Raw genomic sequence first — 25,329 nt, 5'->3', positions numbered from 1 at the left:
CGGCAGCGACGCCTCCGGCAGCGATGCCCGGGACAGCGGCGGCCCCGGCGCGCGGTTCAGGACACCAGTCCCACGTGCGCCAGGGCCTGCCGCAGCAGCACACTGTGCCCGCCCGGCATCTCGCTCAGCACTCCGGGCGACAGCGCGTCCTGCGGGGTGAACCAGACCAGGTCCAGCGCGTCCTGCCGGGGCCGGCAGTCACCGGCCACCGGCACGATGTACGCCAGCGACACCGCGTGCTGGCGCGGGTCGTGGTACGGCGTGACACCCATGGTCGGGAAGTACTCCGCGACGGTGAACGGCTGGAGCGCGGCCGGCACCTGGGGGAGTGCCACCGGGCCGAGATCCTTCTCCAGATGACGCAGGAGTGCGTCACGGAGCCGTTCGTGGTGCAGGACGCGGCCGGAGACCAGGGTCCGGCTGACCGTGCCGTCCGGGCCGATGCGCAGCAGCAGTCCGATGCTGGTGACCTCGCCGCTGCCGTCGACCCGCACGGGCACGGCCTCGACGTACAGGATCGGCATCCGGGCGCGAGCCAGTTCCAGCTCGTCGTCACTGAGCCAGCCGGGCGTGGTTTCCGTCATGTCAGACATCGTTGGATCATACTTTCAGGAGATGGCGGAAAGGCGGTCCTGCGACGCCGGACACACGTCCCGGCCGGGGCGTCAGGGTTTCACCGCCACGGCGCCGAGCTGAGGCACCGCGACGGCGTCCGCCCCGGCGCGCCACTGCGAGCACGGCACCAGGCCCGGTTCCAGCAGGTCGAGACCGGCCAGGAACGCGGTGATCTCGGCGTGGCTGCGGGCGGTGATCGGCGGGGTGGCGTTCTCGTTCCAGAATGCCATCGCGGGCACATTGCCCTCGCCGCCGTACTCGGCGTCGAAGGTGGGGTGGGTCAGCACCAGATGGCTGCCGGACGGCACCGCCGCCATGATCCTGCCCACGATGTCCCGCGCCTCCTCCGTGTCCAGCACGAAGTTCAGGATGCCCAGCATCATCACGGCGACCGGCCGGTCGAGGTCCAGGGTCTTCGCGGCCTGCTCGACGATCGCGCCGGGGTCGTGCACATCGGCGTCGATGTAGTCGGTGAGGCCCTCGGGCGTGCTGGTCAGCAGGGAACGGGCGTGCGTGAGGACGATCGGGTCGTTGTCGACGTAGACGATCCGTGCGTCGGGAGCGATCCACTGGGCGATCTCGTGGGTGTTGTCCACGGTCGGCAGTCCGGTGCCGACGTCCAGGAACTGCCGCACCCCGCGCTCGTCCGCAAGGAACGTCACCGCCCGGCCCAGGAAGTCGCGGTCGGCGCGGGCCACGTCCCGGATCACCGGGAACATCGTCTCCACCTGCTCGCCGACCGCCTGGTCGACCTCGTAGTGGTCCTTGCCGCCGATCCAGTAGTTCCACACGCGTGCGTTGTGCGCCACTGCGGTGTTCAGCCTCGGTGATCCGCCCGTCGGGGGGTGAGTGTTCGTCACATCGTCGCCCTTCGTCGTAACTGCGGCCCGTCCCGGCCTCATTGTGCACAACGATGATCAGCTCTGTCCGGTGAACGGCCACGGCCGACTGCGGCGGCCGGGTCGGCAGGGGAGGCGGACCGCGGCGGCAGAGGCCGTGAGGGGACGGTGCGGGGGCGGCGAGGGGGCGGGACATGCGGACACATACGGGAGAATGGTGTGCGCAACCGTCCCCTACCGGAAGCAGGACATGCCCTACTCCCTCGCGCCCGGCCCGGTCACGTCCGCCGCCATCGCCGCCCCCGAGACCCCCGAGGAACCCGCCGACATACGGCTGATCGTGACCGACATGGACGGCACGCTCCTGGACGACGACAAGCGGATCCCGCCCGGCCTGTGGGACACGCTCGCCCTGCTGCGTGAGCGGGGCGTCCTGTTCAGCCCGGCGAGCGGCCGTCAGTACGCGACGCTGGCACACCAGTTCGCCGAGGTCGCGGAAGGTATGGCGTTCATCGCCGAGAACGGCACCTATGTGGTGCGCGACGGGGTAGAGCTCCACTCGGACCCGCTCGACCCCGATGTCGTCGCCCGGATCGTGCGGACCGTACGGCGGCTGGTGGCCGACGGGGCCGACGTGGGCACCGTCGTCTGCGGCAAGCGGGCCGCGTACGTCGAGCGCACCGACGAACCGTTCCTCGCCCAGGTGGTGCCCTACTACGCCGAGCACCGCATCGTCGATGACGTCTCCGCCGTCGACGACGACGTCATCAAGGTCGCGCTCTACGACTTCGGTTCCGCCGAGCACGGCACTGCCCCGGCCATCGCCGATCTCACCGTGACCCACCAGGTGGTCGTCTCGGGCGAGCACTGGGTGGACGTGATGAACAGGACCGCCAACAAGGGCAGCGCCCTGCGCGGCCTCCAGCGGGAGCTGGGGATCACGCCCGCGCAGACCATGGTGTTCGGCGACTACCTGAACGATCTGGAGATGCTGGACGCGGCCGACTGGTCGTTCGCCATGGCCAACGCCCACCCGGCGGTGATCGGCCGCGCCCGCCACCTCGCTCCCGCCAACAGCGACAACGGTGTCCTGCGCACCATCGCCAGGCTGCTGCACCTGCCGCAGCCGGACGGCTGCTGAGCCGCCGTACGCTCGGCCGAGCACCGCGTCGCGGAAAGACGCTCAGCCGAGCACCGCGTCGAGTAAGGATCCTCAGCCGAGCACCCCGTCGAGGAAAGTGGTCAGCGCCGCCAACACCTCGGCGCGGTTGGTCTCGTGGAACACCTCGTGCCGTGCGCCCGGGAAGATCCGCTCGGTGAGCGCGCCGCCGCCGAGACGCCGCACCCCTGGTCGGCTGCCGGTGAGCGGCACCAGGCGGTCGCTGCTGCCGTGCAGCCACAGCACCGGCAGACCGCCGAGACCACCGGCCCGCTCGACGGTCCGAAGGGTGCGGGCGAACGCCTCCACGGTGGGCCGCTTCATGCCCTGGTGCCACACCAGCGGATCGGCCGCGTAGGCGGCGCCCACCGCCGGGTCCCGGGAGAGCGCGGACGGGCTGACCGGGGTGTCCGGGATCTCGTCGAGGGCGAGCAGTCGGCCCGGCAGCGCCCAGTCGCCGATCACCGGCCCGGACAGCACCAGCGCGGCCAGTCCGGCGCCGTACCGCTGGGCGTAGCGGGCGGCGATCAGTCCGCCCATGGAGTGGCCGACCAGGACGAGCGGCGGGTCCGGATGGGCGGCGCGGACCAGCGCGGCCACGGTGTGCAGATCGGTGACCACGTCCTCGAAGTCCGGCACGAGCGCCCGCTCGCCCGCCGATCTTCCGTGGCCCATGTGGTCCGGCGCGAACACGGCCGCCCCGTGTGCCACCAGCACCCCGGCCGGTTCGTCGTAGCGCCCGGCGTGCTCGCCGTAGCCGTGGGCGAGGAGGACGAGAAACCGCGGCCGGTCGTTCGGCCACTCCCGTACGACGATCCTGCCGCGCGTGCCGGACAGGACGTGCTGGCGGACCTCGCGGACCTCGCGGACCTCGCGGACCTTGCGGACTTCGCTGATGTCGCGGCCGTCGGCCATGGCTGGTCCGCCCTTCCTCCGCCGTGTCGGGCCCGGGTCGTTGCGGTTCGCCGGGATCTTCCCAGAGTGCCCGGTGCCGGTCTATAGTCCGGAACCAGCAACAAAACTAGCAGTGCTAATTAAATGCTCATGGTGCCCGACGTCCCGGTCAGGAGAAGTCCACGTGCGTCCCGTCCACTTCGCCGCCGCCCGCCGCACCCCCATCGGCAAGCTGCGCGGGGCCCTGTCCGCCGTAAGGCCCGACGACCTCGCCGCGAGCGTGATCCGCGCCCTGGTGGCCGACGTGCCCGCCCTCGATCCCGCCAGGATCGACGACGTCTACTGGGGCGCCGCCAACCAGTCCGGCGAGGACAACCGCAACGTCGCCCGGATGGCCGTGCTGCTCGCCGGACTGCCCGAGTCGGTGCCCGGAGGCACCGTCAACCGACTGTGCGCCTCCGGCATGGAGGCCGTCACCGGCGCCGCCCGCGCCATCGCCTCGGGCGAGGCCGACATCGTGCTCGCGGGCGGCTCCGAGTCGATGAGCCGCGCCCCCTTCGTGCTGCCCCGCCCCGACGAGGCGCTGCCGCACCGGATCGAGACCGCCGACACCCGCCTCGGCTGGCGGCTGGTCAACCCGGCGATGAAGGACCTGCACGGACTGCTCTCGATGGGCGAGACCGCCGAGGAGGTCGCCGAGCGCCACGGCATCCCGCGCGAGCGACAGGACGAGTTCGCGCTGCGCAGCCACCGGGGCGCCGCCGACGCCCGGAAGAACGGCCACTTCGACAGCGAACTGCTGCCCGTCCAGCGGCCCGACGGTGTGGTCGTGGACACCGACGAGTGCGTCCGCGAGGACACCTCGCTGGAGAAACTAGCCCGCCTCAAGCCGGTCTTCCGGCAGGGCGGCACGGTCACCGCGGGCAACGCGTCCCCGATGAACGACGGCGCGGCCGGACTGCTGCTGGTCAGCGAGGAGGCACTCGACGAACTGGGGCTGGAGTCCCTCGGCCGCTATGCCGCAGGGGCCTCGGCGGGCGTCCACCCCGATGTCATGGGTCTCGGGCCCGTGCCCGCCACCCGCAAGGCGCTGGCCCGCACCGGCTGGAGCATCGGCGACATCGAGGAGGCCGAGTTCAACGAGGCGTTCGCCGCCCAGGCCCTCGCCTGTGTCGACCAGCTCGGCATCGACCCCGAGCTGGTCAACCCCAGTGGCGGCGCCATCGCCCTCGGCCATCCGCTGGGCTGCTCGGGCGCCCGCATCCTCACCACCCTGCTGCACCGGATGCGCCGTACCGGCGCGGGGCGCGGTCTCGCCACCATGTGCGTGGGCGTTGGGCAGGGCAGCGCGGTGCTGGTGGAGCGCGGCTGAGCGGACCGCACCGGCGGCCGGTGCGGTGACCTGCGCCGGTGGCCGGGTGGCCGGGTGGCCGGGTGGCCGGGCGGCCGGCGGCCGGTGGCCGGTGGACATGGGCGACCCCGCACCGGTGGCCGGGCGGTCGGCACGGCCGTCGGCGGGGCAGTCATCTGGCGAGACGCGCCTTACGTCGGCCGATCGGTGCGCATACGATCAGTCTCCGCATGAACACGACGACTCTCTGGCACATCACCGGCTGGCAGTTCGCGGCGCTCGCCCTCGCCGCGCTCCTCGTCGGCTTCTCCAAGACCGCGGTGAGCGGCGCCAACACCATCAGCCTCGCGATCTTCGCGGCCGTACTGCCCGCCCGCGCCTCCACCGGGGTGCTGCTCCCGCTGCTGATCTGCGGCGATGTGCTGGCCGTCGCCACCTACCGGCGGCACGCCCACTGGCCCACCCTCTGGCGGCTGTTCCCGGCGGTCGCGGCCGGAGTGGTGGCCGGGACGCTGTTCCTGCTGTGGGCCGACGACGGCGTCGTACGCACCTCGATCGGCGCGATCCTGCTGCTGATGGCGGCCGTCACGGTATGGCGGCGCCGCACCGCCGAACGGGAACCGGAGCCCGACGAGGTCACCGGCGGCGCGGGCCGCGTCAAGGCACGCTCCTACGGCGTCCTCGGCGGCTTCACCACCATGGTCGCCAACGCCGGCGGACCGGTGATGTCGATGTATCTCCTCTCAGCGGGCTTCCGCAAACTCGGCTTCCTCGGCACCTCGGCGTTCTTCTTCCTCATCGTCAACGTCTCGAAGGTGCCGTTCAGCGCGGGGCTCGGCCTGATCGACGGCCACTCACTGCTCCTCGACGCCGCCCTCGCGGTGTTCGTGGTGCCGGGGGCGCTGCTCGGCAAGTGGGCCGTGGGCCGCATCAACCAGCGGCTCTTCGAACAACTGGTGATCGCGGCGACCGTGGTGGGCGGCCTGCAACTGCTGCTGCGCTGACAGCGGCCGTACATCGTCCTGTGGGCCTCGTCGCCGTAGGCTCGACGGCATGTCCCCGCACGTCCTCGTCCTCGGCGGTACCACCGAGGCGCGCGAACTCGTCGCCGGTCTGGCCGACCGGCCCGGAGTCCGGGTGACCACCTCGCTCGCGGGCCGGGTGGCACGGCCCGGCGTGCCCGCTGGGGACCTGCGCATCGGCGGCTTCGGCGGGGCGGAGGGCCTCGCCGCCTGGCTGCGCGAGCGGCATGTGGCGGCGGTCGTCGACGCCACCCATCCCTTCGCCGCGGCCATCACCGAGAACGCCGCCTGCGCCACTGCGGCCACCGGAGTGCCCCTGGTGGTGCTGCGCCGCCCCGGCTGGCAGCGGGGCCTAGGCGACCGCTGGCACTGTGCCGACTCCCTCCCCGACGCCGCGGACCTCCTCCCGCGCCTCGCAGCCCGCAGGGTCTTCCTCACCACCGGTCGGCTCGGCCTCGCCGCCTTCGCCCATCTCACCGACCAGCACTTCGTCGTACGCTCCGTGGAACCCCCCGAGCCGCCCCTGCCCCCGGACCTCACCCTGGTGCTCGCCCGTGGCCCCTTCACCGTCCCCGGCGAGACCTCGCTGCTGCGCGCGCACCGCATCGACACGGTGGTCACCAAGGACAGCGGCGGAACGGCGACGGCCGCGAAACTCACGGCTGCCCGGGGCCTCGGCCTGCCCGTCGTGATGGTGCGCAGACCGCCGCTCCCGGAAGGCGTCACCGCCGTACCGGACGTGGCGGCGGCAACGGCCGCACTGCACCGGCTGGGCATCGGCCCGCAGTGAACGCCCCGCAGCGAACGCCTCGTCGTGGTCGGTCAGCCGCGAACCGTCAGCGGCGAACTGCCAGTCGCAAACGATCACTCGACGTCTCCCGAACGCCCCTCCGCACCCGGCCCGTCCCCGCGCCTGCGCAGCAGATAGGTGTCCATGATCCACCCCTTCCGCTCCCGCGCCTCCGCCCGCAGCCGCTCGATGCGCGGACCGGCCTCGGCGATCGGACCGGAGACCAGCAGTTCGTCCGGGGTGCCTATGTACGCGCCCCAGTAGATGTCCATGTCCTCACCGGCATAACGCGCGAACGCCTGATGGGCGTCCAGCATCACCACCACGTCGTCCACCCCCTCCGGGAACCCCTCGGCCAGCCGCCGCCCGGTGGTGATCTGCACAGGCCGGCCCACCCGGTTCAGCCCCGTCCGATGCCGGGCGACCAGCGCGGAGACACTGCTGATACCCGGCACGACGTCGTACTCGAACGCGACCCGCCCCCGCTCCAGCACCTCCTCCAGCACCGCGAGCGTGCTGTCGTACAGCGCGGGATCGCCCCACACCAGGAACGCGCCGCACTCGTCGGTGCCCAGCTCTTGCGTCATCAGCCGCTCGTAGACATCGGCGCGTGCCCGGCGCCAGTCCCCGACCGCCGGAGAGTACGCGGCCCCGTCCGCGCGGCGGTCCCGCTCCGGGTCACGGGCCTCGACCAGCCGGTACGACCCCGGCGCCACATGCATGTCCAGCAGGTCACGGCGCAGCCGCGTCAGATCGGACTTCACCTCGCCCTTGTCCAGGACGAAGAACACGTCCGTGCCGCGCAGCGCCCTGACCGCCTGGAGGGTCAGCTGCTCCGGGTCGCCCGCGCCGATACCGATGACATGAATCTTTCGCACGCCCCCGAGTCTGACGCACGCCACTGACAACCTCCCCACCGCACCCGTCAGCCGCCCCCGCGCCCTGGGGCGTGTCTGACCATTCCCGCCGGGCGCGCGACGCCTGGCACGGCACCTCGCCGCGTTGTCGGATCACCCGAGTACGTCCAGTACGCGGGCGATCCTCCGCCTTGCGATGCACCGCACCAGACGCCGCGCGCTGATCCGACGCGAATTGTCAGACACGCCCCAGCCGAGGAGCACACCGCACCGCGTCCACGACCTCCCCCCGCTCCACCCGCTCCGCCAGCGCCCCCGCCCACCCCACCAGCCCGGCCAGATCCATCCCGTACGGCCGCTCCCGCCCGCTCACCGCGGCCCACTCCGCCACCCCGCCCGCCCCGCGCCGCAGCAGCCGGGCCCCGCCGGTGCGGTTGCCGCGCGCGGCATGGGTGAGCCCCACCGCAAGCTGAGCGAGGGCCCGCCACAGCTCCCGCTCGTCGTCGGGACCGGACTTCCAGGCGTCCTCGAACACCTCGTGGGCGTGGAACGGCCGCCCCCGCTCCAGCAGTTCCTGCGCCTCGGCGACCGTCTGCGCCGGGCTGCGCACCACGCCCTCGGGCTGCCGATCCACCCCCTGTGCGCCGTACGGCAGCGGCCGCCCCAGCCCGTCCCTCGGCCGGGCACTGCGCGCCCGCCCCTCACCGTCCCGGTCCCGCCCGCCTGAGATCACACCACCCATACCCCGATTGTCCCGCCCGGACCGTCACATCCGCCGCCCGGCCACCGTCCACCGTCCACCGGCCATCGGCTGCGCTGCGCGGTCGTCGGCTGCACCGCCCAGCGACCGGCCGCGGTGCCCAGCCGGGCGTACGGTAAAGTACTGATCGCGCGCTTTCGCGGATCACCACGGGCCGCGCACCGGGACGTGGCGCAGCTTGGTAGCGCACTTGACTGGGGGTCAAGGGGTCGCAGGTTCAAATCCTGTCGTCCCGACTGGAGACGGTCGCAGGGCAGGGCCGGTTTCGGAGGTGTCCGAAACCGGCCCTTGATCATTTTTGGGGACCAGTTGGGGACCGGCGCCCTTGACCGGGGTCAGCGGGTCACGACGATCGGGTTCGGCCCCGAGCGAGGTGCGCGGAGCACGCTGAGGTGTGCGGAGAGCGCCGCCCCGGCGGCCGTCCACTAGGTGGTGTCGATGTCCCCGACACGGCAGCCCGAGACCTCGCCGATCCGTGCGGCGGTGCACGCGGCGAAGATGACCACGAACGCGGTGACCCAGGCAGGCCGTTCAGCGCGCAGTCGTTCCCGGTGGGGCCGCCACAGGCGCGTCCAGGGGCCTTCGAAAGTTTCGAACCTCGCGCCCGCGCTTGCGTTACGCCCCTTTCTCTTCTCGTTCCATCGCTCGCAACGGTTCGCGTGAGAGGTCGCTTGACCAGCAAAGACATACTCGCCAAGACCTCTCCGGGTTAAGGGAATGTTTCCGAAAGATTATCGAAAGTGTTGACAGGGTCATGGCGTTCTATGAAAACTGTGGCCACCGAGCGACAGGAGACCGCCGTTCCCTTCGCGTCAGGTGACCGGAGACGGCGATCGGTCGTTGCGGCACGACGACGGGTGACCCCCGCCGTGTTCCATGCCAAGGCCGCGGGCAGCAGAAGCCGCCCGGCCCCACCAGCCTTCATCGGGAGGACGCATGAAGCAGGACGGCAGCCGGCAGGACCAGATCCGGCAGAACCCAGCTCCTTCCAGCGGCCCGAGCCGACGAGGCTTCCTCGCCGGCGCAGGCACCGTCGCGCTCGCCACCGCGTCCGGGCTGCTGCTGCCCGGCACGGCCCACGCCGCCACCACCATCACCACCAACCAGACCGGCTACGACGGCATGTACTACTCGTTCTGGACCGACGGCGGCGGCTCCGTCTCCATGACGCTCAACGGCGGCGGCAGCTACAGCACCCGGTGGACCAACTGCGGCAACTTCGTCGCCGGTAAGGGCTGGAACACCGGCGGGCGCAGGACGGTCCGCTACACCGGCTACTTCAACCCGTCAGGCAACGGCTACGGCTGCCTCTACGGCTGGACGTCGAACCCGCTGGTGGAGTACTACATCGTGGACAACTGGGGCAGCTACCGGCCCACCGGCGAGTACAGGGGCACCGTCTCCAGCGACGGCGGCACGTACGACATCTACAAGACGACGCGGTACAACGCCCCCTCCGTCGAGGGCACCCGCACCTTCGACCAGTACTGGAGCGTCCGGCAGTCGAAGGTGACCAGCGGCTCGGGCACCATCACCACCGGCAACCACTTCGACGCCTGGGCGCGCGCGGGCATGAACTTGGGCCAGTTCAAGTACTACATGATCATGGCCACCGAGGGCTACCAGAGCAGCGGAAGCTCGAACATCTCGGTCAGCGGCTGACCTCTGTCCGACGGACAACCGGCTGCGGGCTCCGTCCTCGTGGCGGGTCCCGCAGCTGTGGCGAACTCGCCACCGCGAGATGGGCCGACCGGTTCGACAACCGGCGCCTCTACACAGCGATCGGCGGTGCGCGACCTGGCGCTCACCCCGGTAGAGCGCCGGGGGAGTGGCCGGTCGCGGGCAGGAGGTGACGGCGCAACATTTCGTCGCGCAGTGCGGCGGAGCGCACCGCGCCGTCAGCTGCTCCGTGAACGTCACGCGAGGCTGTGACGGGGAGGGCCTGCACTCGTCAGGGCGACGCTCCACTGCCCGGCCTTCCGGGAGACCGTGACCAGGCCCCGGTTCTGCAGTGCCTGACAGGTGGTCTTGCAGGAGCTGCGCCGGGTGGTTCGAAGCAATTCGCTCGAACAAGGGCGACCCACCCACTGCAGTGCTGTCACAGCGCAGCCCGGCCAACTGCCGCCCGGTATCGCTCACACAGTAGTTCTAGCGATGTATCAGCTGTGTCCGCCCATCACGATCTTCCACACTCGGGTCGCCACCTGGAGGTTCAGTCGGTCCTCGACGTTCGCGAGGTCGTTGCCGCTGATGTCGCGGATGCGCTGGAGCCGGTAGCGTAGCGTGCTGCGGTGGATCGCGAGGGATTCGGCGGTCTCGTCGTAGTTGCCGCCGCAGTCGAAGTACCGGGACAGGGTCTCCACCATGGCCGCGTGGTGCTGAGAGTCGTAATCGATGAGCTGCCCGAGCCACTCGTGGACGAACGTCTGCAGTTCCCGGTAATCGTTGCCAGGTCCCAGGATGCGGTAGAGGCCAAGCTCGTCGAAGAACGTCGTGCCGTAGCGCTCGCGGGAGTGGCGGCGCACTTCCAGGGCACGCTGCGCCTCCTGGTAGCGGTGGGGGATGTCGTCCGGGGAGTCGGAAGGGGCGCTCACCCCGATCGTCCCGGACCGTGTCCCGGTCGCCCGGGCGAGCGCCTCGTACAGCGCGCGGGCGTGCGGCCTGTCGTCGGCGACCAGGACCACGTGGTCGGAACGTCGGGTCAGCAGCGAGCGCATGCCCACGGCAGAGGCCGCCCGGCCCACGGTCTGCGCGAAGGAATCGTCCGCAGTCCGGTCCGACCACTGCACCACGACGACGTAGTGACTGCGGTGCAGGTCGTGTCCGACTGCCTCGGACCGGGCGTAGGCGCTCGCCTCGTCCGTCCCTGCCAGGAGGTCGTCGACCAGCTCGCGGTGCAGCCTCAGTTCCACTTCGGCCAGATTGCGCAGGTGCTCCAGCTCCAGGGCGAGCGACGTGGCGGCGTATTCCAGCGAGAGCACGGTGTGCCCGTCGGCCTCGTTCCGGGCGTCGACCAGGGCCAGCACGCCCAGGATCTCGCCGTGCGGGCGGACCAGGGTGATCAGCCGGTCCTTTATCCGCACCGGCCCGACCTCCCGGGCGACGGCGTGCAGCATTTCCTCCTGGCGCACGGGGTCCGGTTCCGGATAGGGGTCGGGGCGGCTGGGGCCGGTCCAGGACCTCAGCCGACCGAAGCGGTCCTCGACCAGCGTGGGGAGTCCAGTGAGTCCGTGCAGTGCGCGGGTGATGGCTTCCTCGCCGCCGCCCGAGGCAGCGACATCGGCCATGAGCGCGTGAACGGCCCGCTGGTACCCCAGCTCAGCCGCGACGGAGATCAGCTGCCGCACGCGGTGGCGTGATGACGAAGATCATCGAGCGGAACACCACCATCCCCGTCCGCCGCACCGAAACCTTCTCCACCGCCGAGGACAACCAGCCCGCCGTCGACATCGTCGTCCTCCAGGGCGAGCGCGAACGGGCCGCCGACAACCGGGTGCTCGGCCGGTTCCAGCTCACCGACATCCGCCCAGCGCCGCGGGGCGAACCGCAGATCGAGGTCACCTTCGACATCGACGCCAACGGCATCCTCAACGTCAAGGCACGTGACCGGGACACCGGCAAGGAACAGGGCATCACCATCAGCGAGAGCTCCAACCTGGACCGCGGTGAGGTCGAACGCATGGTCCAGGAGGCCGAGCGCAACCGGGGCCAGGACCAGGCACTCCGCGAGGCCGTCGACGCCCGCAACGAGCTCGACGCCGTCGCCTACCAGGTCGAGAAGCGCCTCGCCGAACTGGGCGACGCAGCGCCCGCGCACGAGAAGGCACGCGCCGAGATGCTCGTGTCCGACGCCCGGGCGGCGGTCACGGACGAGGCGGGTGTGGAGCGCGTGCGGCCCCTGACCTCCGAACTCCAGCAGGTGCTCGCCGGGCTGGCGGCCCATCAGGGTGCCGCTACCACAGGCGGTCCCGGCCAGGACACGACCGGGGGCGGCGCGACCGGTGGCTCGAGCGGCGGTGGCGACGACGACGTCATCGATGCCGAGTTCGACAAGGAGTGAGGCGCGCCATGCCCAGCCGCCCCCAGGAACCCGACCGGGCCGCGTCGGAGCCGGTCGAACCGGTCCCGGAAGGCGCCGTACGCCCTCCTCGTGGGGATTTGCCGCAACCGGGCCCGCCGCCCCGGCCGGAAGCGGCGAACGACGAACCGGGACCCGACGCCGCCGGCCCCACGCCTGCCGAGGACGAGTACACGACCGCGATCCAGGAACTGGAGGACCGCTGGCGGCGCGCGCTCGCCGACCTCGACAACCTTCGCAAGCGCCACGCCAGGGAACTGGAGCGGGAGCGGACGGTCGCGCGTTCCCGCACGGCGGCCGCCTTCCTGCCCGTCCTGGACAACCTCGAGCTCGCCCTGACCCATGCCGGCGCCGATCCGGGTGCGATCGTGGAGGGCGTCCGGGCGGTCCGCGACCAGGCGGTGAACGTCCTCGAACTGCTCGGCTACCCGCGGCACGCGGAGACCGGCGTCGCCTTCGACCCGGCCCGGCACGAGGTGGTCGGCGTCGTCCAGGACCCCGACGCCCCACCGGGAACCGTCGTCGAGGTGCTGCGCCCCGGCTACGGGGACGGCGAACGGCAGCTCAGGCCCGCCGCCGTGACGGTCGCGAAGCGGGAGTGACCGGTCATGGCACGGAACTTCTACGAGGTGCTGGGCGTGTCGCGGACCGCGAGCCAGGACGAGATCCAGCAGGCATATCGCAAGCTCGCCCGCAAGTACCACCCCGACGTCAACAAGGACCCGCAGGCAGAGGAACGCTTCAAGGACCTCAACGAGGCATACAGCGTCCTGTCGGACCCGAAGACCCGGGCCCGTTACGACCGCTTCGGCGAGGACTTCCGCAAGATCCCCGAAGACTTCGACGAACGGGTCGCGGCCGGAGCGGGCGGCGGCTTCCGCGCTCGGAGGACCGCGGGCCCGGGCGGCCCCCGTGTCCGGTACACCACCGGCTTCGGCGACGACTTCGGAGCGGAGGGCATCGACATCGAGGACCTGCTCGACTCCATGTTCGGAGCCGGCGCCGCCCGAGGCGGCGTCCCCGGAGCGGACCAGGAGGCCGAACTGCCGCTCACCGTCGAGGAGGCGTACCGAGGCGGCCGTCGCACCGTCACGCTCACCGGTCCCACGGGGCAGCCGCGGCGGTACGAGGTCGACGTGCCACCGGGTGTCACCGACGGGCAGCGCATCCGGCTGTCGGGCGAGGGCGGCCGGGGCAGTGGTGACGCCCCCGCGGGCGACCTGTACCTGCGGGTACGTATCCAGCCCCACCCCCGGTTCCGGCTGGACGGCCGCGACGTACACGTACAGGTCCCGGTCGCCCCCTGGGAAGCGGCCCTGGGCGCCACCGTGCCGGTGCCCACCCCCGGCGGCGGCACGGCCAAGGTCACGGTGCCGGCGGGCTCGTCCAGCGGCCGGCGGCTGCGACTGCGCGGCGAGGGGATGCCGAACCCGCGAGGCGCGAACGGCGACCTGTACGCCGAACTCCGCGTCATGGTGCCGCCCGCCCTCGGCGACCGGGAGCGCGAACTGTTCGAGGAACTCGCCGCCACTTCCTCGTTCGACCCCAGGAGGACGCGATGAACGACCGACCCGCGGGAGCTGGAGGCATCGGCCGGGCCGGCGTGGGCGCCCGTCCGGTACGAACGGGTGCCGACATCACCGCCTCGGCGGCTGTCCGGTTCGCGCTCATGCCCGTCCCCAGGCTCTCGCTGGACGCCGTGGCCCGTCGCTCGGGCCTCCACCCCGATCTGATCCGCCGGTTCGTCGCCCTCGGCCTGGTCGACGCCGAACGCGACTCCGCGGGGCGACTGGTGTTCGACCCCACGGCCCCGGCGGTTCTCGCCCGTATCCAGCGGCTGCGCACCGGACTCTGCCTCAACTACGCATCCATCGGCCTGGTGCTCGACCTGCTCGACCGCATCAGCCTGCTCGAAGCCGCCCTGCGCGGCCGCGGCACGAGGAGTGAAACACCCCCATGGACATGAACCGTCTCACCCAGAAGTCCCAGGAAGCCCTCCAGGAGGCCCAGAGCGCGGCCGTCGGCATGGGGCAGACCGAGGTCGACGGGGAACACCTGCTGTTCGCGCTTCTCGATCAGGAGGACGGTCTCATCCCACGGTTGCTGCAACAGGCCGGCACCGAGCCGAAGGAGCTGCGCGCTGCCGTGCGCGAGGAACTCTCCCGCCGCCCGAAGGTCACCGGTCCCGGCGCGGCACCCGGCCAGGTCTTCGTCACTCAGCGCCTCGCCCGCCTGCTCGATGCCGCCGAACGGGAGGCCAAACGCCTCAAGGACGAGTACGTGTCCGTGGAGCACCTCCTGCTCGCCCTGGCCGAGGAGGGCTCTTCAACCGCCGCCGGACGCCTGCTCAAGGAGCACGGCGTGACCCGGGATTCGTTCCTGAGCGCGCTCACCCAGGTCCGCGGCAACCAGCGCGTCACCTCCGCCAACCCCGAAGTGGCCTACGAGGCTCTGGAGAAGTACGGCCGCGATCTCGTCGCCGAGGCCAGGGCCGGCAGGCTCGACCCGGTCATCGGCCGGGACGCCGAGATCCGCCGCGTCACCCAGATCCTCAGCCGCAAGACCAAGAACAACCCCGTCCTCATCGGCGACCCCGGCGTCGGCAAGACCGCCATCGTCGAGGGCCTCGCCCAGCGCATCGTCCGCGGCGACGTCCCCGAGGGCCTGCGCGACAAGACGGTGTTCGCCCTCGACATGGGCTCCCTGGTCGCCGGCGCCAAGTACCGCGGTGAGTTCGAGGAACGCCTCAAGGCCGTGCTCAGCGAGGTCAACGGCGCCCAAGGGCGCATCCTGCTCTTCGTCGACGAACTCCACACCGTCGTCGGCGCGGGCGCCGCCGAAGGGGCCATGGACGCGGGCAACATGCTCAAGCCGATGCTCGCCCGCGGCGAACTCCACATGATCGGCGCCACCACTCTCGACGAGTACCGCAAGCACATCGAGAAGGACGCCGCCCTCGAACGCCGCTTCCAGCAGGTCCTGGTCGACGAGCCCAGCGTGGAGGACACCATCTCCATCCTGCGCGGACTGCGCGAACGCCTCGAGGTCTTCCACGGCGTCAAGATCCAGGACACCGCGCTGGTCTCCGCGGCCACCCTCAGCCACCGCTACATCACCGACCGGTTCCTGCCCGACAAGGCCATCGACCTCGTCGACGAGGCGTGCGCCCGGCTGCGCACCGAGATCGACTCGATGCCCGCCGAACTCGACGAGATCACCCGCCGCGTCACCCGCCTGGAGATCGAGGAGGCGGCCCTGTCCAAGGAGACCGACCCCGCCAGCAAAGCCCGCCTGGAGGAACTGCGCAAGGAACTGGCCGACCTGCGCGGCGAGGCCGACGCCAAACACGCCCAGTGGGAGGCCGAACGGCAGGCCATCCGCCGCGTGCAGGACCTGCGCCAGGAACTGGAGCAGGTCCGCCACGAAGCCGAGGAAGCCGAACGCGCCGACGACCTCAACCGCGCCGCCGAACTCCGCTACGGCCGCCTCCAGGACCTGGAGCGCCGACTGAAGGCCGAGGAGGAGCAACTGGCCGCCAAACAAGGACAGAACCGGCTGCTGCGCGAGGTCGTCACCGAGGAGGAAATCGCTGAGATCGTCGCCGCTTGGACCGGCATCCCCGTCGCCCGTCTCCAGGAGGGCGAACGCGAGAAACTGCTGCGCCTCGACGAAATCCTGCGCGAGCGCGTCATCGGCCAGGACGAGGCCGTCCAGCTCGTCGCCGACGCCATCATCCGCGCCCGCTCCGGCATCCGCGACCCACACCGCCCCATCGGCTCGTTCATCTTCCTCGGCCCCACCGGCGTCGGGAAGACCGAGCTGGCCAAGACCCTCGCCCGGGCCCTGTTCGACTCCGAGGAGAACATGGTCCGCCTCGACATGAGTACCAGGAGCGTCACACCGTCAGCCGGCTCATGGGCGCACCACCCGGATACGTCGGCTACGAGGAAGGCGGCCAGCTCACCGAGGCCGTACGCCGCAAGCCGTACTCGGTCGTGCTGTTCGACGAGATCGAGAAGGCGCACACCGATGTCTTCAACACCCTGCTGCAGATCCTCGACGACGGCCGCATCACCGACGCTCAGGGCCGCACGGTCGACTTCCGCAACACCGTGATCATCATGACGTCCAACATCGGCTCCGAGCACCTCCTCGACGGCGCCACCGCAGAGGGTGAGATCAAGCCCGACGCCCGCGCCCTGGTGATGGGCGAGCTGCGCGGGCACTTCCGCCCGGAGTTCCTCAACCGCGTCGACGACATCGTGCTGTTCAAGCCGCTCGGCGAGCGGCAGATCGAGCGGATCGTGGAGCTGCAGTTCGACGAACTGCGCCGCCGCCTCGCCGAACGCCGCATCACCGTCGAACTCACCGACGCGGCCAGGGAGGTGATCGCCCACCAGGGCTACGACCCGGTCTACGGTGCACGGCCGCTGCGGCGTTACATCTCCCACGAGGTCGAGACACTCGTCGGGCGCGCCCTGCTGCGCGGCGACGTCCAGGACGGCTCGAAAGTCCGCGTCGACGCCGAGCACGGAGAACTGGTGGTCACCTACGACCAGCCCGAGGACGTGAAGGGAGCGAGGGCGGCATGAGCACCGTGCAGGCCACCAACGTCACCTGTCCGCACTGCGGGCGCACCAACCGGGTGCCGGCTGCCGCCGAGGGCCGCCCCAGGTGCGGCAACTGCAAGCAGCCGCTGCCGTGGATGGCTGACGCGGGCGACGACGACTTCACCGAGGTCGTCGAGCAGGCCACCGTGCCCGTCGTCGTGGACCTGTGGGCCACCTGGTGCGGCCCCTGCCGCATGGTGAGCCCCGCGCTGGAGGAAGTCGCCGCCGATCTCGCAGGAACGATCAAGCTGGTCAAGGTCGACGTCGACAAGAACCCGCGCCTGGCGCGGCGGTTCGAGGTCCAGGCGGTACCGACGAAGGTTCCGGTCTCACCCACGTCCAGCCGCAGCGCGACGGCAGTTCCGCCCTCCTTCTCGATGGCGGCGGCCGTCTCCAGCCCTCCTTGTCGGTTGGTGCCGTAGGTCAGGATGACTCCGGTTCCTCGCTTGGCGATCTCGATTGCGGCGCTCTGTCCTATGCCGGAGCTGGCGCCCGTGACGATGGCGACCTTCATGGTGCTGCGCCTCCTGGGTGCGGTCGTGTGTGTGCGTGAGTGGGCCGGCGGCGTCATGCGGCGGAGGCCGGGGGCAGGACTCGGGCGAGCCAGTCGGTGCGGGTCCGGCGGGCCGTGACCGAGATGGGCGCCTGCGGGTACAGCGCGTCGAACCCGTGGAAGCCGCCCGCCCAGATGTGGAGTTCGGCCTGACCGCCGGCCGCCCAGATGCGGGTCGCGTAGTCGGCGTCCTCGTCGCGGAAGACCTCGGCGGAGCCGGTGTCGACATAGGTGGTCGGCAGGCCCGAGAGGTCGTCGGCCACCGCGGGTGAGATGTACGCGGATACCTCGTCCTCGGCGAGTTCGCCGAGGACGCTGCGCCAGCCGAACTCGTTCATCTCGCCGGTCCACACGCCGGGGACGCCGGTGTACTGGCGGCTGGAGGTGCTGGTGTTGCGGTGGTCGAGCATGGGGCAGATCAGCATCTGCGCGGCGATCGCCGGGGTGCCGAGGTCGCGGGTCAGCAGGGTGACGCCGGCGGCGAGGCCGCCGCCCGCGCTGGCCCCCGCGACGACGATCCGGTCGGGGTCGATGCCCAGTTCGGCGGAGTGTTCGGCGACCCAGAGCAGTCCCTGGTAGCAGTCTTCGACCAGGGCGGTGCCGGTGGCCTCAGGTGCGAGCCGGTAGTCCACGGAGACCACGACCGCGCCGAAGGCTTCGAGCCACTCCAGCGGTATGTCGATCTGCGAGAAGCGGTCGCCCATGACCATCCCGCCGCCGTGCATCCAGTAGACGCAGGGTGCGGCGGTGGTGCGATCGGTGTTCGCGGGGCTGAAGACCGACAGAGGGATGGAGGCACCGTCCTTGGCGGGCACGGTGACTTCGCGCCGGTCGACGTGCCGGTGGGCGAGGAGGGACTCAATCGGCGTCGACGGGAGTCGGCGCAGTTGCGCGAGTACTTCTGGACTGAGCTGGGACATGAGAGGCATGTCGGCGAGCAGCTCACGCAGTTCGGGGTCAAGGGCAGGTCGCGCCGCGGTCATGGTGGTGCCTTTCGTGGGGTGGTGGCGGACGGTCGGGCGAGGAGAGAGCCGCTCGGCAGAGACCGAGGCGCAGGACGGACCAGGGGATCGATCGGCGGGTCAGAAGGTGGCCTTTCCGCGTACCGGCACGTAGTCGGTGTACTGGGACTCCTTGGCCAGCAGTCCGTCGATCCGCGCCACGATGGCCTGTGCGGCCTCACCGGCGAAGATCCGGTGGTGGTCCTCTTCGCTGGTCCAGCCCTCGGTGACGTGGACGACGTCGGGGTCGGACGCTGAACGGGAGATCAGGTAGACGATGCAGTGTTCGCTCGCGCCGGGGCTGCCCTCGTGCAGGCCGGCCAGCAGCAGGTCGACCAGACGGTCGCCCATTCCGGGCCTGGCGGTCAGGGTGGCCTGGAAGCCATAGTTGGCGATCACGGATGCCTTCTTCCAGCGGTGGTGGAGTGCGGTGATTCCATTCAATCGGCCTGACCTGCGAAAACGTTAGAACGATGCTCCCTTGTCCTTGCACGATCCTCTCGGTCATGAGAAGTGCGACACGGAGTGGTGCTGCAATGGACGCATGCACCTCGAAGAGCTCCGCACCCTGCTGGCCCGGCACGCCCAGCCCGACTGGACCACTGCCATCGACTGCGTCCTCATCTCGAAGGTCGACCGGGCGGATCCGCCGGCGCCCTCGATGTCCGGCACGGTGTTGGCGGTCATCGCCCAGGGCACCAAACGACTCGCCCTGGGTGAGCGGGTGTACGAGTACGGCCCAGGGCAGTACCTGGTCGCATCCGTCGACCTGCCCGTCACCGGACAGTTCACCCAGGCCGACCCCGAGCAGCCGGCGCTGGGGTTCGGTCTTGTGCTGGAACCGTCCGCCGTCGCCGAATTGCTGCTGCAGGCCGGGCCCGGAGACACTCCTCGCTCCGGCGGAGGCACACCCTCGGGGATCGCCGTCAGCGACGCTTCGGCCCCGTTGCTCGACGCGGTTGTCCGGCTGCTGCGCCTGCTGGACGAGCCCCGCGACCGGGCTGTACTGGCCCCGCTGGTCAAGCGCGAGATCCTGTGGCGCCTGATCACCGGCGAGCAAGGTGCGACGGTTCGCCAGCTCGGCCTGGCCGACAGCAGCCTCAGCCACGTCTCCCGGGCCGTGCGCTGGATCCGCGAGCACTACGCGCAGCCCTTCCGGGTCGAGGACGTGGCGCGGCTGTCCGGCATGAGCGTCTCCGCCTTCTACCGCAACTTCCAGGCGGTGACCGCGATGAGCCCCATCCAGTTCCAGAAGCAGATCCGGCTGCAGGAGGCCCGGCTGCTGCTCGCCACCCACCCGGGCGACGTCACCGGAGTCGGTCACCGCGTCGGTTATGACAACCCGTCACAGTTCAGCCGGGAATACCGCCGCCAGTTCGGCGCGCCCCCCAGTCAGGACGCCGCCCGTTTGCGTCACAGCGTGCGCACCCCCGCAGGTGTCCTTCCCTGAGCCGGCTGGATTGCGGAGGAGAATCGTGCAAAGGGAAGCGAAAATCGTTCTACGGTTTCCCCAGGTCAGGGCGGTTCAATGGGGTCACCCGTTCTCCCGCGGAGCAGGAATTGCCTGTCCGCCCGCGGATCCCACCACATCGCAAGGGTCACAGCATGAGTGAAACAGTGCTTTTCGCCCGTGAGTTCCTGCGCAGCCCGCTCCGGACGGCCTCCCTGAACCCGGAGTTCGGCCCACCTGGTCGGGCGGCTGGTCGCCGCCGTGCCGGAGCGGGCCCGGCCTCTCCGGGATCTACCCGCACACCCGGGCCTGATCCTGTCGGTCTCGGACGGGGTCCGCGTCGCAGGCTCGCCGCCTGATACGCCCGCACGCTCACGCGGCCCGGTGGCGGCTTTCCTCCACTACCTGCTTGTCCAGCGCCGCCCGGACCAACGCGGCAGCCAGCACCGCCGGTTCGGTGTCGCCGGCCAGTTCCAGCAGGCGGTCCGGCCCGGTCGGCAGGCCGAGGCGTTCCGCTCCCGAAAGGGCCTTGCGGTCCAGGTAAGGGGCGATGTCCGGCCAGACTTGCTGGGCCTCGCGCAGGAAGATATCTGCGCCTGCGGGCCCCAGTCCGGGGACGTCCTGCAGCAGGCGCCGCAGCTGGGACACGTCGCCTGCCGCCTCGGCGTGCAGCCGACGGAGGTCTCCGTGCCAATGTTCCGTCAGGAGTTCGGCGCCCTCGCCGAGTTGGGTTGCGGTGCGTTCGTCGTAGCGCCGGTAGCCGCCCCGGCCCAACGCGTCCACCCGTGCCTGCCAGCCGGCGTCCGCCATCCGCTTCGGGTCCTTCAGGCCCGCCGCGGACAGCTCGCGGGCCGCGGCGACGGCGACCGAGGCGCGGATGCGGGCACTGAGCAGCACGGCCAGGACCAGCAGCCGGTACAGCGGCTGCGGGGTGTCCTTCAGTGGGATCCCGGCCTCCTCGGCGTATGTCCGCCCTTGTGCGTCGAGGAGCGCGCGCAGGACGTCCTTCTGGCCGGTCATGGCTTGAGCGGGTCGTGGCCGATGATCATCAGCCGGTGGCGCCGACGGGGCTGCAGGATGGCCGGCACTTGCTGCCCGGTCGGTGTGCCCGCGTGCTCAGGCAGCAGTTCCGTGTCCTCGTCGGCGTCACGGACCCGCGGCCAGGCGGCGAACTCCCTCGAGGCCATGTTCACCACGCGGTGGGAGTCGTCCCACAGCGCATCGCCAAGGGCGTCGCTCATGGGGTGCCCCTCCTCTGCCGACCCGTTCTGTTCTCTCCGGGCGGGTCGCCGTGATTCCTCAGCCGTCGTGCGGGACGTTCTCTGCCTCGAACATCCAGCGCTGCTTCTCCAGGTCGCGGGTGACGCCGATGAGCAGGTCCTGAGTGACGACGTCATGTTTCTCGGTCGCGTCGATCCGCTCGCGCAGCCGCCGGATCGCCGCGTCCAGGTGGTCGACGAGGATCTGCACGACGTCCGAGTCCCGCAGCCAGCCGTCCTTCGGGCCGGGCAGTGCCGGCGCGGAGGCGACCGTCTCGGGCCGGCCGTCCGGCGGCATGCCGAGTGCCGCGGCACGCTCGGCAACCGCGTCGGCGTACGACCGGGCCACCGCGACCACCTCGTCCAGTTGGAGGTGGATGGAGCGGAACCGGGGACCCACGACGGTCCAGTGCGCCTGCTTCCCGATCAAGGAGAGCCCTATGAGATCCACGAGCGAGCTCTGCAAAGCCTCGAATGTGACCTGACGGGCCGCTTCCGGAAGCGGACTCTTCACTACGGTCATGGCGTGCCTCTCCTTGTCACATGGCTGGTCACGCGGTCTGTCAGACGGTTCGGGTGCCCGGAGCGAACCGGTGCAAACTCGCTGTTCATCGGCGTTCTTCTTCCTTATGGGGAACGTGTCGACGGTGCCGTTCGTCTCGGGACTCGGCCTGATCGACGGCCGCTCTCGGCTGTTGACGCCGCACCAACCGTGTTCATCGTGCCCGGTGCCCTCTCTCCCCCCAGCGCATGGGTTGTGAACCGGATTAACCAGCGACTCTTGGGCAAGTGGTGGTCGCGGCGACGGTGGTGTGCGGCCTCCAGCCGCTCCTCTGCTGACCACCTGTCACTTCGTCAGCCCCAGCAGCTCCGGCAGATCCGCGAACGAGTCGATCACATGGTCGGGCGTGCCGCTCGCCGCCCGCAGCGTCTCCGACAGGAATTTGCCGGTCCGCACCAACACGCCGGTCATTCCCGCCTGCTGAGCCGCCAGGACGTCCGATTCCACGTCGTCGCCCACCATCCAGGCGTCGTCCGCGCCCACCCCGAGCCGCCCCAGCGCCGCCGCGAAGAACGCCGGCGACGGCTTCCCGGTCACCTCGGCCTCGACCCGTGAGGCCGCTTCGAGCCCGGTGAGGAAGGCACCCGTGTCCAGTTGCAGCCCGTGGTCGGTGCGCCAGTACAGATTGCGGTGCATCGCCACCAGCCGCGCGCCCCGCTGCACCAGTGCGAACGCCCGGTTCAGCGCCTTGTACCCGAACTCGGGCCCCGCCCCGCCGACGATCACCACGTCGGCGTCCTCGGCGTCCTCGTCGACCAGCGTCACGCCGTCCAGGTCCTCCCGTACGTCCCCGCTGTTCAGCAGCGCACACCGCGCCCCGGGGTACTTCTCGGCGAGGTGCGCCGCGGTGACCGCGGGCGCGGTGAGAATTTCCTCGGCGGTGACCGGGAATCCCGCCTCCTGGAGCGTCGTGGCGATCGACGCGCACGTCCGGGACGTCGTGTTCGTCACGAGGGCGACCCCGAGCCCGGCCTCCCGTACGGCCTGCAGCGCCTCGACCGCGCCCGGGAGCGGCTTCCAGGAGACGGTGAGGACTCCGTCGATGTCGATGAGGACCGCACGCACAGTACCCATGAGGGGACGATAACGGGCCGCCCGGGCACATGCCCGCGGACGGGTCGGTCCCCCTGAGGGTTCTTCCGATCATGCGCGGCCGCCGGCACCGGCGCGTTCCTGCGGGACTTGATCTCGGGGTCGCACCATCCGCCGCGCTCAGGCCACGACCCCGGGAAGATCCCTCCCGGACCCGTTGGCCCGCCCGGCCTCCGACGCCCGCTCCTCGGCCGCGCCGCCCCCGGCGCAGCAGCCGGGCCCCGCCCGTGACGCCCCCCAGGGCCCCATGGTAGGCCGCCCCAAGGCGAGCTGAGCCAGCCCGCGCCACGGAGGCGCATTCGGTCTCGGGTCCGTACTTCCAGGCGTCCTCGAAGACCTCGTGCCCGCAGATCACCCGCGGGACAGCGCACCCGGACGTGACGCAGCTCGGTAGCGCACTTGACTGGGGGCAAGAGGCCCCAGGTTCACATCCTGTCGTCCCGACACGCTCACAGCTGGGGCGTAGGCCGTCTTTCCGGCATGGGAAGGCGGTCTTCGTCGTGTGCGCGGGTGCAGCCTGGCGCCGGATCGCCCGGCGCCCGCCGCGCCGCCGCGTGATAGAAGCGAGCTTGACATCTCCCCAGCTGAAGCAGGGGGATTCAAGCCTCGCGGCTTGATCTTTCTGCTTGCCGGACCGTCGCCGACCCGAACCAACGGCGAGGGCTGGTGTACCGGCCATCGGTTTTGCACAGGCTCCACAGACCTCACATTCCGCCAAGCCCGGCGGTAGGCCCGGCCAACTCTTGGTCATCGCGCCGACAGGGCGCACTGACAATGCCTCGGAGGCACAGATGAACACAGAGATCCACCCCCTCGCCGCCCGCCCGGCCGGTGTCCGATGACCGCCGGGATCGACACCCCCGACCGCCGCGGCCGCACCGGGCTCGACCGCACCGGGCTGGACCTGACCGGCAACCCCCGGGTCAGGGTGCGGGACGTGCGGTTGCTGTCGAGTCACTGGTACGTCGAGCGCACCACCACCTTCGACTTCCGGCACTCCGACGGCAGTTGGACCACCCAGCAGCGCGAGACGCATGACCGGGGCAACGGCGCCACCCTGCTCCTCTACGACGCCGAGCGTGAAACCGTGCTGCTCACCCGCCAGTTCCGCTACCCGGTGTACGTCAACGGCCACCCCGACGGCATGCTGGTCGAGACGCCCGGCGGGGTCCTCGACGACGAGGACGAGCACCCCGAACTCGCCGTGCGGCGCGAGGCGGTGGAGGAGACCGGGCACACCGTCGGCGAGGTCCAGCATGTCTTCGATGTCTATATGAGCCCGGGTTCCGTCACCGAACGCATCAGCTTCTACGCCGCCTCCTACGGCCCCTCCACCCACACTCACGAGGGCGGCGGCCTGGACGAGGAGGGCGAGGACATCGAGATCGTCGAACTGCCCTTCCGTACCGCACTCGGCATGATCCGCACCGGTGAGATCGCCGACGCGAAGACCATCATGCTGCTCCAATGGGCGGCGCTGGAGGGCCCGTTCGCGAAGTGAACGCGCCGTCGGCATCGGGCGTCGCCACCCGGCGGCGCCACCCGGCGGCGCCACCGGGCGGCGCCACCGGGCGGCGCGGCTCAGTGTGCTGAGAGGCCTTGAATGCGACAGGTCTAAGGAGCCAAGAAGCGGTCCAGCAGCGCGTCGAGTCCGGCCGCCAGGCCCTCGGGGCCGCCCCCTTCGGCGATGGCCGGGGCCTGCTCGCGCAGGGTGGGCAGGTCCCGGGCCGGCATCCGGTGCAGACCGAGGCGGAAGGCGGGGTCGGACTCCTCCGGGTTGTCCACCATCGGCCGCAGCTCCACCGAGACATAGCCGAGCATCCAGGCCGTCACCGCGCGGAACAGGGCGGCGGTGGAGGCCTCGTCGGCCCCGGCCTCGCGCAGCAGGACGAGCACACGTTCGTGCTCGCGCAGCACGGCCAGCGGTCGCCGGGCCATCGGCACCGCCAGCATCCGGGTGGACAGCAGCGGCACCACGCCCGGATGGGCGACGCACACGTCGTACATCGCGTGGGCGAACCGGTGCAGCTCCACCCGCCAGGGCGGGGCGTCCGGGCCCGCGCCGGAGTCCTGCTCCCGCGCCAGCCGCTCGTCCAGCTCCAGGAACAGCGCCTCCACCAGGCCGTCCAGCAGGCCGTCCTTGCCCTCGGCGTAGCGGTACAGCGCCATCGCCTCGACGCCCAGCTCGGCGCCCAGCCGCCGCATGCTCAGCGCCGACAGGCCGTCCCGGTCGACCAGTTCGAGGGCGCAGGCCAGCACACGCTCCCTGCTCAGCCTGCCGTAGCGGCCGCGGTCGCTGGCCCGGCGCGCCGGGCCCTCCTCGGCCGTCCCCCGCCCACGCACGGTGCGCGCCGGGTCCTTCCCCGCACCGGCCCGCTCTCCGGCCATCCCTCGCCTCCTGACGGTGGGTCCTGCCATGGGGTGTCCTCCTGCCGTG

The 25,329-nt window shown here is 71.0% G+C and carries 23 protein-coding genes, 1 tRNA gene and 5 pseudogenes; 14 read left to right on the top strand and 15 right to left on the bottom strand.

Annotated elements, in window-relative coordinates:
• Window positions 1-56: 56 nt before the first annotated feature.
• Both ACSYGN_RS05955 and ACSYGN_RS05950 read right to left on the bottom strand, forming a co-directional pair.
• Window positions 57-593, bottom strand: a complete 537-nt coding sequence (locus ACSYGN_RS05955; RefSeq protein ID WP_460392567.1) for an NUDIX hydrolase family protein — start codon at window positions 591-593, stop codon at window positions 57-59.
• A gap of 72 nt (window positions 594-665) precedes the next feature.
• Window positions 666-1,517: an SAM-dependent methyltransferase gene (locus ACSYGN_RS05950; RefSeq protein ID WP_460392565.1), complete on the bottom strand. Its 852-nt coding sequence runs from the start codon at window positions 1,515-1,517 to the stop codon at window positions 666-668.
• 187 nt (window positions 1,518-1,704) lie between these two features.
• Here ACSYGN_RS05950 and ACSYGN_RS05945 point away from each other — a divergent pair, with 187 nt between their 5' ends.
• Complete coding sequence (locus tag ACSYGN_RS05945) at window positions 1,705-2,595, top strand: Cof-type HAD-IIB family hydrolase (RefSeq protein WP_460392563.1); 891 nt, start codon at window positions 1,705-1,707, stop codon at window positions 2,593-2,595.
• Between the two features lie 72 nt (window positions 2,596-2,667).
• Here ACSYGN_RS05945 and ACSYGN_RS05940 read toward each other — a convergent pair whose 3' ends face one another.
• A complete protein-coding gene (locus tag ACSYGN_RS05940; RefSeq protein WP_460392561.1) occupies window positions 2,668-3,528 on the bottom strand; it encodes a lysophospholipase in 861 nt (286 codons plus the stop codon).
• Window positions 3,529-3,691: 163 nt separating this feature from the next.
• Between ACSYGN_RS05940 and ACSYGN_RS05935 the strand changes: the two genes are divergently transcribed.
• The 3 genes from ACSYGN_RS05935 (at window position 3,692) to ACSYGN_RS05925 (ending at window position 6,670) form a co-directional block, all read left to right on the top strand.
• Window positions 3,692-4,879, top strand: coding sequence for a thiolase family protein (locus ACSYGN_RS05935; RefSeq protein WP_460392559.1), 1,188 nt, complete (start codon window positions 3,692-3,694; stop codon window positions 4,877-4,879).
• Between the two features lie 209 nt (window positions 4,880-5,088).
• Window positions 5,089-5,862: a sulfite exporter TauE/SafE family protein gene (locus ACSYGN_RS05930; protein ID WP_460392557.1), complete on the top strand. Its 774-nt coding sequence runs from the start codon at window positions 5,089-5,091 to the stop codon at window positions 5,860-5,862.
• 49 nt (window positions 5,863-5,911) lie between these two features.
• Window positions 5,912-6,670, top strand: a complete 759-nt coding sequence (locus ACSYGN_RS05925; RefSeq protein ID WP_460392555.1) for a cobalt-precorrin-6A reductase — start codon at window positions 5,912-5,914, stop codon at window positions 6,668-6,670.
• A 74-nt stretch (window positions 6,671-6,744) separates the two neighbouring features.
• Here ACSYGN_RS05925 and cobF read toward each other — a convergent pair whose 3' ends face one another.
• Both cobF and ACSYGN_RS05915 read right to left on the bottom strand, forming a co-directional pair.
• Window positions 6,745-7,548, bottom strand: coding sequence for a precorrin-6A synthase (deacetylating) (gene cobF / locus ACSYGN_RS05920; RefSeq protein WP_460392553.1), 804 nt, complete (start codon window positions 7,546-7,548; stop codon window positions 6,745-6,747).
• Window positions 7,549-7,765: 217 nt separating this feature from the next.
• Window positions 7,766-8,269: a DUF309 domain-containing protein gene (locus ACSYGN_RS05915; RefSeq protein ID WP_460392551.1), complete on the bottom strand. Its 504-nt coding sequence runs from the start codon at window positions 8,267-8,269 to the stop codon at window positions 7,766-7,768.
• Window positions 8,270-8,449: 180 nt separating this feature from the next.
• Here ACSYGN_RS05915 and ACSYGN_RS05910 point away from each other — a divergent pair.
• Window positions 8,450-8,523 (top strand) — tRNA-Pro (locus ACSYGN_RS05910).
• Between the two features lie 192 nt (window positions 8,524-8,715).
• Here the strand turns inward: ACSYGN_RS05910 and ACSYGN_RS05905 are convergent.
• Window positions 8,716-8,793 (bottom strand): annotated as a pseudogene (locus ACSYGN_RS05905) (integrase); the annotation flags it as partial.
• 430 nt (window positions 8,794-9,223) lie between these two features.
• Here ACSYGN_RS05905 and ACSYGN_RS05900 point away from each other — a divergent pair.
• Entirely contained in the window at window positions 9,224-9,949 is a 726-nt protein-coding gene (locus ACSYGN_RS05900; protein ID WP_460392549.1) for a glycoside hydrolase family 11 protein, read from the top strand.
• 497 nt (window positions 9,950-10,446) lie between these two features.
• Here ACSYGN_RS05900 and ACSYGN_RS05895 read toward each other — a convergent pair.
• Window positions 10,447-11,631 (bottom strand): annotated as a pseudogene (locus ACSYGN_RS05895) (PucR family transcriptional regulator); the annotation flags it as partial.
• Between ACSYGN_RS05895 and ACSYGN_RS05890 the strand changes: the two are divergent.
• The 6 genes and pseudogenes from ACSYGN_RS05890 to ACSYGN_RS05865 form a co-directional block, all read left to right on the top strand.
• Window positions 11,631-12,347: pseudogene (locus ACSYGN_RS05890) on the top strand (Hsp70 family protein); the annotation flags it as partial. The pseudogenes ACSYGN_RS05895 and ACSYGN_RS05890 sit on opposite strands and share 1 nt — an antisense overlap.
• Before the next feature lie 8 nt (window positions 12,348-12,355).
• A complete protein-coding gene (locus tag ACSYGN_RS05885) occupies window positions 12,356-12,967 on the top strand; it encodes a nucleotide exchange factor GrpE (RefSeq protein WP_460392547.1) in 612 nt (203 codons plus the stop codon).
• 6 nt (window positions 12,968-12,973) lie between these two features.
• Window positions 12,974-13,927 carry a DnaJ C-terminal domain-containing protein gene (locus ACSYGN_RS05880; RefSeq protein WP_460392545.1) on the top strand — a complete coding sequence of 318 codons (954 nt, stop codon included), beginning with the start codon at window positions 12,974-12,976 and terminating at the stop codon, window positions 13,925-13,927.
• Window positions 13,924-14,331 (top strand): chaperone modulator CbpM, encoded by a 408-nt coding sequence (locus ACSYGN_RS05875; protein ID WP_460392543.1) that lies wholly within the window; start codon window positions 13,924-13,926, stop codon window positions 14,329-14,331. The genes ACSYGN_RS05880 and ACSYGN_RS05875 overlap by 4 nt, the downstream gene beginning before the upstream one ends.
• A pseudogene (gene clpB, locus ACSYGN_RS05870) lies at window positions 14,322-16,957 on the top strand (ATP-dependent chaperone ClpB). Before ACSYGN_RS05875 ends, clpB begins: the two are co-directional and overlap by 10 nt.
• A complete protein-coding gene (locus ACSYGN_RS05865; protein WP_460392541.1) occupies window positions 16,954-17,397 on the top strand; it encodes a thioredoxin family protein in 444 nt (147 codons plus the stop codon). Before clpB ends, ACSYGN_RS05865 begins: the two are co-directional and overlap by 4 nt.
• Here ACSYGN_RS05865 and ACSYGN_RS05860 read toward each other — a convergent pair.
• The 3 genes and pseudogenes from ACSYGN_RS05860 to ACSYGN_RS05850 all read right to left on the bottom strand — a co-directional run.
• A pseudogene (locus ACSYGN_RS05860) lies at window positions 17,364-17,489 on the bottom strand (SDR family NAD(P)-dependent oxidoreductase); the annotation flags it as partial. The gene ACSYGN_RS05865 and the pseudogene ACSYGN_RS05860 sit on opposite strands and share 34 nt — an antisense overlap.
• Window positions 17,490-17,542: 53 nt before the next feature.
• Entirely contained in the window at window positions 17,543-18,511 is a 969-nt protein-coding gene (locus tag ACSYGN_RS05855) for an alpha/beta hydrolase (protein ID WP_460392540.1), read from the bottom strand.
• 99 nt (window positions 18,512-18,610) lie between these two features.
• A complete protein-coding gene (locus tag ACSYGN_RS05850) occupies window positions 18,611-18,928 on the bottom strand; it encodes a putative quinol monooxygenase (RefSeq protein WP_460392538.1) in 318 nt (105 codons plus the stop codon).
• A 145-nt stretch (window positions 18,929-19,073) separates the two neighbouring features.
• Here ACSYGN_RS05850 and ACSYGN_RS05845 point away from each other — a divergent pair, with 145 nt between their 5' ends.
• Complete coding sequence (locus tag ACSYGN_RS05845; RefSeq protein WP_460392536.1) at window positions 19,074-19,979, top strand: AraC family transcriptional regulator; 906 nt, start codon at window positions 19,074-19,076, stop codon at window positions 19,977-19,979.
• Window positions 19,980-20,351: 372 nt separating this feature from the next.
• On the opposite strand, the gene ACSYGN_RS05840 is transcribed toward ACSYGN_RS05845, so the two are convergent.
• The 4 genes from ACSYGN_RS05840 to ACSYGN_RS05825 form a co-directional block, all read right to left on the bottom strand.
• Window positions 20,352-20,999 (bottom strand): HhH-GDP family DNA glycosylase, encoded by a 648-nt coding sequence (locus ACSYGN_RS05840; protein ID WP_460392534.1) that lies wholly within the window; start codon window positions 20,997-20,999, stop codon window positions 20,352-20,354.
• Window positions 20,996-21,220, bottom strand: coding sequence for a DUF3140 domain-containing protein (locus tag ACSYGN_RS05835; RefSeq protein ID WP_460392532.1), 225 nt, complete (start codon window positions 21,218-21,220; stop codon window positions 20,996-20,998). The genes ACSYGN_RS05840 and ACSYGN_RS05835 overlap by 4 nt, the downstream gene beginning before the upstream one ends.
• A gap of 58 nt (window positions 21,221-21,278) precedes the next feature.
• Window positions 21,279-21,761 (bottom strand): Dps family protein, encoded by a 483-nt coding sequence (locus ACSYGN_RS05830; RefSeq protein ID WP_460392530.1) that lies wholly within the window; start codon window positions 21,759-21,761, stop codon window positions 21,279-21,281.
• Between the two features lie 324 nt (window positions 21,762-22,085).
• A complete protein-coding gene (locus ACSYGN_RS05825; protein WP_460392528.1) occupies window positions 22,086-22,874 on the bottom strand; it encodes a TIGR01458 family HAD-type hydrolase in 789 nt (262 codons plus the stop codon).
• Window positions 22,875-23,730: 856 nt separating this feature from the next.
• Between ACSYGN_RS05825 and ACSYGN_RS05820 the strand changes: the two genes are divergently transcribed.
• A complete protein-coding gene (locus tag ACSYGN_RS05820) occupies window positions 23,731-24,393 on the top strand; it encodes an NUDIX domain-containing protein (RefSeq protein ID WP_460392526.1) in 663 nt (220 codons plus the stop codon).
• 113 nt (window positions 24,394-24,506) lie between these two features.
• On the opposite strand, the gene ACSYGN_RS05815 is transcribed toward ACSYGN_RS05820, so the two are convergent.
• Window positions 24,507-25,310 (bottom strand): TetR/AcrR family transcriptional regulator, encoded by an 804-nt coding sequence (locus ACSYGN_RS05815; RefSeq protein ID WP_460392524.1) that lies wholly within the window; start codon window positions 25,308-25,310, stop codon window positions 24,507-24,509.
• Between the last annotated feature and the right edge of the window lie 19 nt (window positions 25,311-25,329).

The sequence above is a fragment of the Streptomyces sp. YIM S03343 genome (assembly GCF_054729195.1).
This window is presented reverse-complemented; position numbering and strand designations above follow the sequence as displayed.